This window comes from Achromobacter mucicolens, from assembly GCF_029866465.1.
In the GTDB taxonomy this organism is placed as follows: Bacteria; Pseudomonadota; Gammaproteobacteria; order Burkholderiales; family Burkholderiaceae_B; genus Achromobacter; species Achromobacter mucicolens.
Genome location: NZ_CP123364.1, coordinates 2142565 through 2155252 on the forward strand (window position 1 = coordinate 2142565; position 12688 = coordinate 2155252).

The window sequence follows — 12688 nt, forward strand, 5'->3', positions numbered from 1 at the left end:
CATCATACGGGGATTCGCCGCGCCGCCCGCTTCGCTTACCGGCTGGCCGGGGCGGCGCGCAGCAGCCGCAGGCCGTTCGCCACCACCAGCAGGCTCGCGCCCACGTCGGCAAACACCGCCATCCACAGCGTCGCGTGGCCCGTCACGGCCAGCGCCAGGAACACCACCTTGATGCCCAGCGCCAGCGCGATGTTCTGCACGAGGATGCGGTGCGTGGCGCGCGACAGGCGCAGGAAGGTCCCGATCTTGCGCAGGTCGTCGTCCATGAGGGCCACGTCGGCGGTCTCGATCGCCGTGCCGGTGCCGGCCGCGCCCATGGCAAAACCGATGTCGGCCCGGGCCAGCGCGGGCGCGTCGTTGATGCCGTCGCCCACCATGCCGACCCGGACGTCCGGCGCCAGCTTGCTTTCAATGGCGGCCAGCTTGTCCTCGGGCAATTGGTCGCCGCGCGCCTCGTCGATGCCGACCTGGCGCGCGATGGCCTGCGCGGTCGGCGTGTTGTCGCCCGTCAGCATGAGCGTGCGCACGCCCAGGCCGTGCAGGTCGGCGATGGCCTGCGCGCTGGTGGGCTTGACCGTGTCGGCCACGGCGGCCACCGCCAGCACGCGGCTGCCGTCCGACAGCGCGATGACGCTCTTGCCCTGGCTTTCCAGCTCGTCAAAGCGCGTGTCGAGCGCGGCGCTGGAGACGCCCAATTCCCGCATCAGGCGGCGGTTGCCCAGGTGGTACGTCTGCCCGCCCACCTGGCCGCTGACGCCGCGTCCGGGCAGGGCGGTAAAGGCCTCGACTTCCAGCAGCGTGCTGCCGGCCTGGCGCGCGGCGTTGGCCACGGCCAGAGATACCGGGTGATCCGATCGGGCCGCCAGGCTTGCCGCGATGAGGGCGGCGGAGTGAGGGCCAGGCGCCGCCGCGTCCCAGTCCTGCAGGTCGGTTTGAACGGGCTTGCCGTGCGTCAGCGTGCCGGTCTTGTCCAGCGCCAGCCATTTCAGGTTGCGGCCTTCTTCCAGATAGACCCCGCCCTTGACGAGGATGCCGCGGCGCGAGGCGGCGGTCAGGCCGCTGACGATGCTGACCGGCGTGGAAATCACGAGCGCGCACGGGCAGGCGATGATCAGCAGCGCAAGCGCGCGGTACAGGGCATCGAACCACGGCTGGCCCCACAGCAGCGGCGGCAGCACCGCCACGGCCAGCGCAATCGCGACGACCGCAGGCGTGTAGATGCGCGAGAAGCGGTCGATGAAGCGCTGCGTGGGCGCGCGCGCGCCTTGCGCCTGTTCCACCGCGTGGATGATGCGCGCCAGCGTGGTGTTGCCGGCCGCGGCGGTCACGCGGTACTCAAAGGAGCCGGAGGTGTTGATGGTGGCCGCGAAGACGGGATCGTCTTGCGTCTTTTCGACGGGCAGGCTTTCGCCCGTGATCGGCGACTGGTCCACGGCCGACGTGCCGTTCACGACGATGCCGTCGGCCGCGATGCGCTCGCCCGGCCGCACACGCACGATCCCGCCCGGTTGCAGCGACGCGGCGGGCACTTCGACCCAGCTGCCGTCCGCCTGGCGCAGGGTCGCCGTCTCGGGCGCCAGGTCCAGCAGGCCGCGCACCGCGTTGCGGGCGCGGTCCAGCGAGCGGGCTTCGATGAGTTCGGCCACGTTGAACAGGAACATCACCATGGCGGCCTCGGGCCACTGGCCGATCAGCACCGCGCCGGTGACGGCGATGCTCATCAGGGCGTTGATGTTCAGGTTGCCGTTGCGCACGGCGATCCAGCCCTTGCGGTAGGTGCTGACGCCGCAAGCCAGGATGGCGGCCACGGCCAGCAAGGCGGTCACGAAGAGCGGCGCATTCAGGTAGTGCGAGGCTTCCGACAACGCGGCCAGCACGCCCGCGCCGCCGATCAGCCACCAGTTCACCGCCTTGGCGGCGGGGGCGGGCGCGGCGGCCGCGCCATCGGCCAGCGGTTCGGGCGTCATGTCCAGCGACTTGATGGCCGCGACGATACGGTCCAGCGCACCCTCCGCGTGGACGACGGTCAGGATGCGCTGCATCAGGTTGAAGTCCAGCGCATGCACGCCATCCACGCCGTCCAGCTTTTTGCGGATCAGCGTTTCCTCGGTGGGGCAGTCCATCTGCCCGATGCGCAGGCGCGCCAGCAGCTGGCCGGGGCCGGCGGTGAGCGTCGCGGCGGCGGCGGCCGGCTGCAGGACTGCATCGGCGTGCGCGTGGCCGCAGCAGGCATCCGCGCCGTGGGCGTGGCCTGGGGCCGCGTCGGCGTGCTGGTGGCCCGGTTCGCTGTGATCGTGGCCGTCGTGACGGTGGCCGTCGTGGCCATGACCCGCGTGACCGGGGGCCGTGTGCGGCGCCTGGCCATCATCGTGCCCGCAGCAGGCGCCGCCGTGCGCGCCCGACTGATGTTCGCGTTGTTTGACCGGAGGTAAAGACATCGGCTTGACCCTTCAAATAAGCTGGTGACGCAATTCCACACCTTGGAGTTACTATAGGGTCAACCCCTAATCATCGGATCGGATCCGGGAGGCAGCGATGCGTATCGGCGAATTGGCCACGGCGGCCGGCACCACGGTCGAAACCGTCAGGTACTACGAAAAGGAAGGACTGCTGCCCGCGCCGGAGCGGGGACTGAATAATTACCGCAGCTACGGGCAGATGCACCTGGAGCGCCTGCGCCTCATCCGCAACTGCCGGGCGCTGGACATGACGCAGGACGAGATCCGCGCCATCCTGTCCGTGGCCGACAACCACCGCACCGGTTGCGGCCCGATCAACCAGCTGTTCGACGAGCACATCTCGCACGTGGACGAGCGCATTGCCGAACTGATGCAGCTGAAATCCCAACTGAGCGAATTGCGTCAGCGCTGCGTCTCGGCGCGCCCGGACACGGACGACTGCGGCATCCTGCACGGCCTGACCGAAATGCAGGTCGAAGAGCGGCAGGAGCGCCATACCCACCTGGGGTGACCGCGCGGGGCGGGATGTCCTTGTTGCAGGCCAGGGGATCGGCGATCCGGCGGCCGTCATCGCGTACTATGAGAATCTGTTTTTTTCCCATTTGCGCATCGATCAATGACCGTCACCCAGACCGCCACCCCGCTCCACGCCCTGACTTCGCGCCGCTCCTTCAAGTTCCTGCGGGCCCCGGCGCCCAACCCCGACGAACTCGAACAGATCCTGCAGGCCGCCATGGCGGCGCCCGATCATGGCGCGCTGCGCCCGTGGCGCTTCGTCGTGATCCAGGGCGAAGCCATCGGCAAGTTGGCGGACATGGCGCTGGACGCGGTCAAGCGCAGCGGCGATCCGCGCATGACGCCTGAAAAGGAAAAGTCCGTCCGCGAATGGATGGCCGGCGTGCCGCTGTTCATCGCCGTGGCCCAGAAGATCGCCCACGACAACACCAAGATCCCCGAGCAGGAACAGCTTCTGGCCACGGGCTGCTCGGTCATGAACATCCTGAACGCGGTCCACATGCTGGGCTACGCCGCCTTCTGGAGCACCGGCCTGGGCACCTACGTCGAAGACGTGCAGAACGCGCTGGGTCTGGACTCGCTGGATTACCGCTTCCTGGGCTTTCTGGCCGTGGGCACGCCCGCGTGCGCGGTGCCCCCCGCCAAGCGTCCCGATTACCGTGAATTCGTCACGGAATGGACCGGCGCCGCCTGAGGAAAACCCTCACTCCAATGCGGCCCCAAAAGGCCGCGCGGCCCGCTCATCGGCCCTGTCCCCTGTGCTAATCTCGTCAACGGCCTTGCCCATGTATCCCCGGGCGCAGGCCGGCGACGGCAGCGTCCGAGGTCACACGCCTCTGGCAATGCCTTGGTAGGAAGAAAACGCATGACACGATCAAGCGTGGAGACAATACATGAGCCAATATGGGCCGCTGAAGTTGCACGTCCCCGAGCCGACAGGGCGACCGGGTTGCAAGACAGACTTCTCCTATCTGCATCTATCGCCGCCCGGCGAGGTGCCCAAACCCCCCATTGATGTTGCCGCGGTCGACACCGGTCCCCTGGCCTACAGCCTGGTCCGGGTCATCGACAATGACGGCCATGCCGTCGGGCCGTGGGCGCCGGAGATCAGCCACGACATGCTGCGCGCCGGCATGCGGGCGATGCTCAAGACCCGCATCTTCGACGGGCGCATGCTGACCGCGCAGCGCAAGAAGAAGATCTCGTTCTACATGCAGAGCCTGGGCGAGGAGGCCATCGGCACCGCCCACGCGATGGCGCTGGAAAAGGGGGACATGTGCTTTCCCACCTATCGCCAGCAAAGCATCCTGCTCTCGCGCGATGTGTCGCTGGTGACGATGATGTGCCAGCTCATGTCCAACGAGCGTGATCCGCTGAAGGGCCGCCAGCTGCCGGTCATGTATTCCGACCGCGAAAACGGCTTTTTCACGATTTCGGGCAACCTGGCCACGCAGTTCATCCAGGCGGTGGGCTGGGCCATGGCGTCGGCCATCAAGGGCGACACCCGCATTGCCTCGGCCTGGATCGGCGACGGCGCCACCGCCGAAGCCGACTTCCACACCGCGTTGACCTTCGCGCACGTCTACCGCGCGCCCGTCATCCTGAACGTGGTCAACAACCAGTGGGCCATTTCCACCTTCCAGGCCATCGCCGGCGGCGAGGGCGCGACCTTCGCGGGCCGTGGCGTGGGCTGCGGCATTGCGTCGCTGCGGGTGGACGGCAACGATTTCCTGGCGGTCTATTCCGCCTCGCGCTGGGCGGCCGAGCGCGCCCGCCGCAACCTGGGCCCGACGCTGATCGAATGGGTGACGTACCGCGCGGGGCCCCACTCAACGTCGGACGATCCCTCCAAGTACCGGCCCGGCGACGACTGGAGCCACTTTCCCCTGGGCGACCCGATCGAGCGCTTCAAGAAACATCTCATCCTGTTGGGCATCTGGTCCGACGCCGAGCACGACGCGGTCCGCGCCGAACTCGACGCCGAGATCCTGGCGGCCCAAAAGGAAGCCGAGAGCTACGGCACCCTGGTGGACGGCCACGTCCCCAGCGCCGCCAGCATTTTTGAAGACGTGTACAAGGACATGCCGGAGCATCTGCGCCGGCAGCGCCAGCAGCTCGGAGTCTGACCATGGCAATCGATAACAACGCTGGTCCGGCCTCGGCGCCGATGACCATGATCCAGGCTTTGCGCTCGGCCATGGATGTCATGCTTGAGCGCGACAACAACGTCGTGGTGTTCGGGCAGGACGTCGGTTACTTCGGCGGCGTGTTCCGCTGTACCGAAGGCCTGCAGGCCAAGTACGGCAGCTCGCGCGTGTTCGACACCCCCATCTCCGAAGGAGGCATCGTCGGCGTGGCGGTGGGCATGGGCGCCTATGGTCTGCGGCCGGTGTGCGAGATCCAGTTCGCCGACTACTTCTATCCGGCTTCGGACCAGATCGTGTCCGAGGCCGCGCGCCTGCGCTACCGGTCGGTCGGCGAATTCATTGCCCCCATGACCATCCGCATGCCTTGCGGCGGCGGCATCTACGGCGGGCAGACGCACAGCCAGAGTCCCGAGGCGATGTTCACGCAGGTCTGCGGGCTGCGCACGGTGATGCCGTCCAACCCGTACGACGCGAAGGGGCTGTTGATCGCCGCCATCGAGAACGACGATCCGGTGATCTTCCTGGAACCCAAGCGGCTCTACAACGGCCCGTTCGACGGCCACCACGACCGGCCGGTCACGCCGTGGACCGGCCGTCCCGGCAGCGTCGTGCCCACGGGCTACTACACCGTGCCGCTGGAATCGGCGGCCATCGTGCGGCCGGGTTCGGAACTGACGGTGCTGACCTACGGCACCACGGTGCACGTGTCGCTGACCGCGGCCGAGGAAACCGGCATCGACGCCGAAATCATCGACCTGCGCAGCCTGTGGCCGCTGGACCTGGACGCCATCGTCAACTCCGTCAAGAAGACGGGGCGCTGCGTGGTCGTGCACGAGGCCACGCGCACCTGCGGCTTCGGCGCGGAACTGATTGCGCTGGTGCAGGAACACTGCTTCCATCACCTGGAGGCGCCCGTCGAGCGCGTGACCGGTTGGGACACTCCCTATCCGCACGCGCAGGAATGGGCGTACTTCCCCGGCCCGCGCCGGGTCGGCGAAGCGTTCAAACGCGCGATGGAGGCATGACATGGGGATTCATATCATCAAGATGCCCGACATCGGCGAAGGCATCGCAGAGGTCGAGCTGGTGGGCTGGCACGTCAAGGTGGGCGACACGGTCGCCGAGGACCAGCCGCTGGCGGACGTGATGACGGACAAGGCCACGGTCGAGATCCCGTCGCCGGTGGTGGGCAAGGTGATCTCGCTGGGCGGTGATGTTGGCCAGGTGATGGCCGTGGGCGGGGAGCTGATCCGCCTGGAAGTCGAAGGCGAAGGGAATGTGAAGGCGGGCGCTGCTGCGGCGGCGGCGCCGGCGGCGAAAGCGGCTGTGCCTGCGGCTGGCGGGATTGCTGCCGACGGCGCGCAGCGCGCTGGTGGTCCGAGTCTGGTGGAAAGTGGCGTGGCGGCATCGACGCCCGCAACTTCCCCGCCGGCCAGGTCATCATCATCTGCATCAACATCCGCATCTGCCTCTGGCCCCGCGTCGGCGCCGGCCAAGTCGCCAGCCACCCGCCAATCCGGCGGCGCGCCCGCGGCCATTCGCCAGCCCGGTGAAAAGCCGCTGGCCTCGCCCGCCGTGCGCAAGCGCGCGTGGGACCTGGGCGTGGAGCTGCGCTTCGTGCAGGGCAGCGGCCCGGCCGGGCGCATCCTGCACGAAGACCTGGACGCCTGGCTGCAAGGGCAGGGGTCGGCCAGCAGCGCACGCGCCGGGTCGGCCTATGTGGAACGCAACGACGAAGACGCCGTGCCGGTCATCGGTCTGCGCAGGAAGATCGCGCAGAAGATGGCCGAGTCCAAGCGCCGCATTCCGCATTTCAGCTACGTCGAGGAAATCGACGTGACCGAGCTCGAAGACCTGCGCGTGCAGTTGAACGCCAAATGGGGCGAGTCGCGCGGCAAGCTGACGCTGCTGCCGCTCCTGGCCCGCGCGATGGTGGTGGCGCTGCGCGACTTCCCGCAGATCAATGCGCGCTACGACGACGAGGCGGGGGTGGTCACGCGCTATGGCGCGGTGCACATCGGCATTGCCACGCAAAGCGACGGCGGCCTGATGGTGCCGGTGATGCGCCACGCCGAGGCGCGCGACCTGTGGTCCATGGCTGCGGAGATCAATCGGCTGGCGCAGGCGGTGCGCAGCGGGTCGGCCGGCCGCGACGAGCTGTCCGGTTCGACCATCACCATCACCAGCCTGGGTCCCTTGGGCGGCATCGTCACCACGCCGGTCATCAACCATCCCGAGGTCGGCATCGTGGGCGTGAACCGCATCGTCGAACGCCCCGCCTTCCGCAACGGCGCCGTGGTGGCGCGCAAGCTGATGAACCTGTCTTCGTCCTTCGACCACCGCGTGGTGGACGGCATGGACGCGGCGCGCTTCATCCAGGCCGTGCGCGCGCTGCTGGAACAACCCGCGCTGCTTTTCGTGGAGTGAGCATGAGCCAGATCACAAAGACAACGACATTGCTGGTGATCGGCGGCGGCCCCGGCGGCTACGTGGCCGCCATCCGCGCCGGGCAGCTGGGCGTGCCTACCATCCTGGTCGAGGGCGCGCAGCTGGGCGGCACCTGCCTGAACATCGGCTGCATCCCCTCCAAGGCCCTGATCCACGCGGCCGAGGAATTCGACAAGGCGCGCCACTACGCCGGCGAATCGGCGCTCGGCATCGCCGTGGACACGCCGCGCATCGACATCGCCAAGACGGTCGCCTGGAAAGACGGCATCGTCGGCAAGCTGACGGGGGGCGTGGGCGCGCTGCTCAAGAAGAACGGCGTGGAAGTCGTGCGCGGCTGGGCGACGCTTCTGGACGGCAAGACGGCCGAAGTCGAAACGCCCGACGCGGGGCGCGTTCGCATCCAGTGCGAGCACCTGCTGCTGGCCGCTGGCTCCGAACCCACGCCGCTGCCGTCCATGCCTTTCGGCGGCATGGTGGTGTCGTCCACCGAGGCGCTGTCGCCCGCCAGCATCCCGAAGCAGCTCGTGGTGGTGGGCGGCGGCTACATCGGCCTGGAACTGGGCACCGTGTACCGCAAGCTGGGCGCCGAAGTCGCGGTGGTGGAAGCGCAGGACCGCATCCTGCCAACCTACGACGCCGAGCTCACCAAGCCCGTCTCGGCCGCGCTGGGCAAGATGGGCGTGGCGTTGCACCTGGGCCGCAAGGTGCTGGGGTTGAACGGCAAGGGCGACGCGGTGCGGGTGCAGGACGCCAGCGGCGCCGAAACCCTGCTGCCGGCCGACCGCGTGCTGATCTCGGTGGGACGCCGTCCGCGCACGCAGGGCTGGGGGCTGGAAAGCCTGCAGCTGGATCGCAAGGGCAACGCGCTGCGCATCGACGACCAATGCCGCACGTCCATGCGCGACGTCTGGGCCATTGGCGACATCGCCGGTGAACCGATGCTGGCGCACCGCGCCATGGCGCAGGGCGAGATGGTGGCCGAACTGGTGGCGGGCAAGCGCCGCCACTTCCAGCCGGCCTCCATCCCGGCCGTGTGCTTCACCGATCCCGAGGTCGTGGTGGCGGGCCTGTCGCCGCACGAGGCTGAAGCCGCCGGCCTGGATTGCGTGACGGCATCCTTCCCCTTCGCCGCCAACGGCCGCGCCATGACGCTGGAATCCACCGACGGGTTCGTGCGCGTGGTGGCCCGGCGCGACAACCACCTGATCGTGGGGTGGCAGGCGGTAGGCCGTGCGGTGTCGGAGCTATCGACGGCGTTTGGCCAGTCGCTGGAAATGGGCGCCACGCTGGAAGACGTGGCGGGCACCATCCACGCGCATCCCACGCTGGGCGAGGCGGTGCAGGAGGCCGCGCTCAAGGCGCTGGGGCATGCTTTGCATATCTGACGGTCTGCAGACCTGATGCCCCGGCACGGCGCGGCCCGCAAAGGCCGCGCCGTGTTTGCTTTCGTCCTGTTCATGCCGCATGCAGAACCTGCGCGGCGGTCCCATCGGACGCCTGGCGCGCTGGCCTTCAGCGGCTCCCGTCGATGTAAGGCCGCGCCTGCAGGATCAGGATCTTGTCTGCCTGCACGGCCCATTCGATGTCCTGGTCTCCATTTTCCAAGCGCTTTTTCACCTGCCGTCCCACGGCGGCCAGCCGGGCGACCAGCGCATCGTTCAGCACCTGCCGGCCGCCCTCGATGGGCACTTCGCGCACGCCGCCGCCCGCATCCGCCACGAGCTGCGTGTCTTCGGCGGAACGGCTCAGCACCTGAACCGCCTTGGACCAGCTTGAGTACATGACCTGTTCGGCCTGCCGCTTGCCTTCCACCACCTTGATGCCCAATCCGCGCTTGGCGGACAGGTAGGTGACGTGGCGGCGCGAGGCGTCGAAGGGATCGCGCGTGATCATGACGCCCGAGCTGTCCGACGCCGCGGCCCGTTGCACCAGCACCGCCATGACGACGGCGTCCTGCCCGAAGCCTGCGGTGCGGCGCGCCTCGTAAGCCTCGAAGTTGTAGACCGAAGCCCACACCGTCTGCACGGCCCGGGCCAGCGCATCGGCCTGCGTGACGTTCGGCACGGTGGTGTACAGGCCCGCGCCGCTGAAACCCGGCAGGTCTTCGGAATTGGACGAGCTGCGCACGAAGACGCCGTGGCCACCCAACTGCTTTTCCCAGCGGGCGCGCCAGGCGGCCGACAGGGTGGGGTCGGGCGTTGCGTCGACGATGTCCTGGCGCAGCTTGGCCAGTTCGGCGCGCCGCACGTTGGCGTCGCTGGCAAAGTCGGCCCGCTGCGCCAGCGCCGCCAAGCGCGCGGGCACGCCCAACTGGTCCATGAACGCCGCGTATTGGGCAAACGGGATGCAGAATCCATCCGGCACGCTGGCCGCGGGCGGCAACACGGCCGTCAGCGCGCCCAGGTTTGCCGCCTTGACCCCGCAGTGGCGGCTGTCGCGCGTGGTCATGCCGGACAGCGGTTTGAGGGCGCGCACCGACAGGTCGGGCGTGGGCAGCGAGGCGGCAGCGGATGGAGTTGCCGCCGTGGTTGGCGACGCGGCCGGCTGCGCGATGCGCTGCACACGGTAGCCGTTGCTTTCAACGGTCAGTTCGATCCATTGGCCATCATGCTCGCGCAAGGCCGCCACGGCGTCGCGCACATAGGCATTGGGAATGCGCCAGCCCTTTGCCAGCAGGTTCACGTGGGACAGCAGCGTGGATGGGCGCTGCGTGACCAGGCCCGCCACAGGCGTCAGCGCCACGGGCACCTCGTCCAGCACCACGATGTCGGTGGGTGATAGGTCAGCCGTTTCATCCACGGCCTTGACGATGCGCAGCCGTCCTTGCGCGCGCCCGGTGTTCAGCGGCAAGAAGGTCTGCTCGCGCAGCAGTGCCTCCTGCGTGACGAAGTCCAGCCCGGCCCGCCGTGCGGTCGCTTCCTGCAGCGTGGAGTTGCTCTTGAATTTCAGCGGCTCGGGGAAGGTGGCCGCGAGCCGCTGCGCCGTCAGGGTCAGCAATTCTGGCGTCAGCAGATCGCCTTCCCAGAACTCATAGGTAAAGCCGGGCAGGCTGTTCTGCCAGCTCAGCGTGCCGAACAGCAGACGACGATTGGGATCCTTGTACTGCGCCACCAGCGCGGCCCGGTCGCCGGACAGCAGCCGCCGCTCGCGCGCAAAGGTCTCGTGCAGCGCGTACCGCGGCGTGTTGACGTAATAGATGCGGTCGGCGCGCTGGCGGTCGATGATGAACAGCACATGGGGGATTTCCAGCGGCGTGCCGGCGTTATAGACCCGCGCCAGTTGATCGAATTCGGCCCGGGTCTTGATCTGCGCCAGGAATCGCGGGCCTCCCCACCGCGCGTCCTCGGCCTTGCGCGCCTCGACCTCGTCGGGGCGCAGGGGGCGGCCGTTTTCGTACGGGGAGGGTTTGCGGGCGGTTTGGGCTTGGACGGGCGGCGCGCCGGCGCCAACGAGCAGCGCGGAGACGGCCAGCACGGCCAGCGACATCCGCAGTGGAATAAGGGGCCTGAGCGGCGCGCGCGCGAGGATCATGGTCTCGGGGACAGAGCGGCAAAGGCGCCATCATATCCGGCCCGGGAGCGGGATTGCTGCCTGAGGGCGGAAACAACAAGGCCCCCAAATGGGGGCCTTGCATCCAATGCATCTACGGCAAGCCGAAATCAGCCTTGCGCCGTTTCCGCCAGCACGCGCTGGGCTTCTTCAGCGACGCGTTCGGGGGCGGTGCCGCCCACGTGCTTGCGCGCGGCGACCGAGCCTTCCAGCGTCAGGACCTGGTGCACGTCCTCGGTGATGCTGGGGTGGTAGGCCGTGAGTTCGGCGGTGGACAGGTCGGCGAGGTCGCAGCCGCGCTGTTCGCAGTCGCGCACGGCGTGGGCCACGACTTCGTGGGCGTCGCGGAAGGGCACGCCGCGCTTGACCAGGTAGTCGGCCAGATCGGTGGCGGTGGCAAAGCCCTGCAGGGCCGCGGCGCGCATGTTGTCGGCCTTGACCTTGATGCCGCCGGCCATGTCCGCGAAGATCGTCAGCGTGTCGCGCAGCGTGTCGGCCGTGTCGAACAGGCCTTCCTTGTCTTCCTGGTTGTCCTTGTTGTAGGCCAGAGGCTGGCCCTTCATCAGGGTCAGCAGGGCGACCAGGTTGCCGTTGACGCGGCCGGTCTTGCCACGGGCCAGCTCGGGCACGTCGGGGTTCTTCTTTTGCGGCATGATCGAGCTGCCGGTGCAGAAGCGGTCGGCCAGGTCGATGAAGCCCACGCGCGGGCTCATCCAGAGCACCAGCTCTTCGGACAGGCGCGAGACGTGCGTCATGATGAGCGCGCCGGCGGCGCAGAATTCGATGGCGAAGTCGCGGTCGGAGACGGCATCCAGCGAGTTGCGGCACACGCCCTCGAAGCCCAGCGTCTTGGCGACGCGTTCGCGGTCGATGGGGAACGACGTGCCGGCCAGGGCGGCGGCGCCCAGCGGCAGGCGGTTGACGCGGCGGCGGCAGTCGGCCAGGCGCTCGGCGTCGCGGCCGAACATTTCGGCGTAGGCGAGCAGGTGGTGGCCGAAGGTGACGGGCTGGGCGACCTGCAGGTGCGTGAAGCCGGGCATGATGGTGCCGGCGTTTTCCAGGGCGACCGTGGCCAAGGCGTGGCGCAGCTGGCGCAGCAGATCCTGCAGGGTGTCGATTTCGTCACGCAGCCACAGGCGGATGTCGGTGGCGACCTGGTCGTTGCGCGAACGGCCGGTATGCAGGCGCTTGCCCGCATCGCCCACCAGTTCCACGAGGCGCTTTTCGATGTTCAGGTGGACGTCTTCCAGGTCGAGCAGCCACTGGAACGAGCCAGCGTCGATCTCGGACAGGATCTGGGTCATGCCGCGCTGGATGTCGGCCAGATCCTGGGCGCCGATGATGCCCTGGGCGGCCAGCATGTCGGCGTGCGCGAGCGAGCCCTGGATGTCGTGGCGCGCCAGGCGCTTGTCGAAATCCACGGACGCCGTGTAGCGTTTGACGAGTTCGGAAACCGGCTCGGAGAACCGGGCGGACCAGGCCTGCGCCTTGTTGGCGAACTGGTTTTGATCGGAGGAGGGAGTGTTTGCCATGATGGGCAGGATTATAGGGCCTTGCGCCACGCGGGGC

9 protein-coding genes are annotated in these 12688 nt (G+C 68.4%); 6 read left to right on the plus strand and 3 right to left on the minus strand.

Annotation, left to right across the window (positions count from 1 at the left end; translation table 11 throughout):
* Nucleotides 1-35 precede the first annotated feature (35 nt).
* Entirely contained in the window at nucleotides 36-2438 is a 2403-nt protein-coding gene (locus QEP15_RS09745; RefSeq protein WP_483069189.1) for a heavy metal translocating P-type ATPase, read from the minus strand.
* A gap of 97 nt (nucleotides 2439-2535) precedes the next feature.
* Between QEP15_RS09745 and cadR the strand changes: the two genes are divergently transcribed.
* The 6 genes from cadR to lpdA all read left to right on the plus strand — a co-directional run bounded on the left by cadR (nucleotide 2536) and on the right by lpdA (nucleotide 8955).
* Entirely contained in the window at nucleotides 2536-2970 is a 435-nt protein-coding gene (cadR, locus tag QEP15_RS09755) for a Cd(II)/Pb(II)-responsive transcriptional regulator (protein ID WP_056316368.1), read from the plus strand.
* Between the two features lie 105 nt (nucleotides 2971-3075).
* Nucleotides 3076-3669 carry a nitroreductase family protein gene (locus tag QEP15_RS09760; protein ID WP_253857013.1) on the plus strand — a complete coding sequence of 198 codons (594 nt, stop codon included), beginning with the start codon at nucleotides 3076-3078 and terminating at the stop codon, nucleotides 3667-3669.
* A gap of 199 nt (nucleotides 3670-3868) precedes the next feature.
* Nucleotides 3869-5101: a 3-methyl-2-oxobutanoate dehydrogenase (2-methylpropanoyl-transferring) subunit alpha gene (locus QEP15_RS09765; protein ID WP_056316373.1), complete on the plus strand. Its 1233-nt coding sequence runs from the start codon at nucleotides 3869-3871 to the stop codon at nucleotides 5099-5101.
* A 2-nt stretch (nucleotides 5102-5103) separates the two neighbouring features.
* Nucleotides 5104-6147: an alpha-ketoacid dehydrogenase subunit beta gene (locus QEP15_RS09770; RefSeq protein WP_063952498.1), complete on the plus strand. Its 1044-nt coding sequence runs from the start codon at nucleotides 5104-5106 to the stop codon at nucleotides 6145-6147.
* 1 nt (nucleotide 6148) lies between these two features.
* Nucleotides 6149-7549 carry a dihydrolipoamide acetyltransferase family protein gene (locus tag QEP15_RS09775; protein WP_217617893.1) on the plus strand — a complete coding sequence of 467 codons (1401 nt, stop codon included), beginning with the start codon at nucleotides 6149-6151 and terminating at the stop codon, nucleotides 7547-7549.
* 2 nt (nucleotides 7550-7551) lie between these two features.
* Nucleotides 7552-8955 carry a dihydrolipoyl dehydrogenase gene (gene lpdA / locus QEP15_RS09780; RefSeq protein WP_175157362.1) on the plus strand — a complete coding sequence of 468 codons (1404 nt, stop codon included), beginning with the start codon at nucleotides 7552-7554 and terminating at the stop codon, nucleotides 8953-8955.
* A 127-nt stretch (nucleotides 8956-9082) separates the two neighbouring features.
* On the opposite strand, the gene QEP15_RS09785 is transcribed toward lpdA, so the two are convergent.
* Both QEP15_RS09785 and argH read right to left on the minus strand, forming a co-directional pair.
* On the minus strand, nucleotides 9083-11101 hold the full coding sequence (locus tag QEP15_RS09785; protein ID WP_280148725.1) for a PEP/pyruvate-binding domain-containing protein: 2019 nt from the start codon (nucleotides 11099-11101) through the stop codon (nucleotides 9083-9085).
* A 128-nt stretch (nucleotides 11102-11229) separates the two neighbouring features.
* Nucleotides 11230-12651, minus strand: a complete 1422-nt coding sequence (gene argH, locus QEP15_RS09790; protein WP_056316393.1) for an argininosuccinate lyase — start codon at nucleotides 12649-12651, stop codon at nucleotides 11230-11232.
* Nucleotides 12652-12688 lie beyond the last annotated feature (37 nt).

Excerpts from the sequence above, each read along its gene's own strand:
- QEP15_RS09775 (WP_217617893.1), top strand. The coding sequence starts at position 6,149 with ATGGGGATTCATATCATCAAGATGCCCGACATCGGCGAAGGCATCGCA.
- QEP15_RS09745 (WP_483069189.1), bottom strand. The coding sequence starts at position 2,438 with ATGTCTTTACCTCCGGTCAAACAACGCGAACATCAGTCGGGCGCGCAC.
- QEP15_RS09785 (WP_280148725.1), bottom strand. The coding sequence starts at position 11,101 with ATGATCCTCGCGCGCGCGCCGCTCAGGCCCCTTATTCCACTGCGGATG.
- cadR (WP_056316368.1), top strand. The coding sequence starts at position 2,536 with ATGCGTATCGGCGAATTGGCCACGGCGGCCGGCACCACGGTCGAAACC.
- QEP15_RS09765 (WP_056316373.1), top strand. The coding sequence starts at position 3,869 with ATGAGCCAATATGGGCCGCTGAAGTTGCACGTCCCCGAGCCGACAGGG.
- QEP15_RS09760 (WP_253857013.1), top strand. The coding sequence starts at position 3,076 with ATGACCGTCACCCAGACCGCCACCCCGCTCCACGCCCTGACTTCGCGC.
- lpdA (WP_175157362.1), top strand. The coding sequence starts at position 7,552 with ATGAGCCAGATCACAAAGACAACGACATTGCTGGTGATCGGCGGCGGC.
- QEP15_RS09770 (WP_063952498.1), top strand. The coding sequence starts at position 5,104 with ATGGCAATCGATAACAACGCTGGTCCGGCCTCGGCGCCGATGACCATG.
- argH (WP_056316393.1), bottom strand. The coding sequence starts at position 12,651 with ATGGCAAACACTCCCTCCTCCGATCAAAACCAGTTCGCCAACAAGGCG.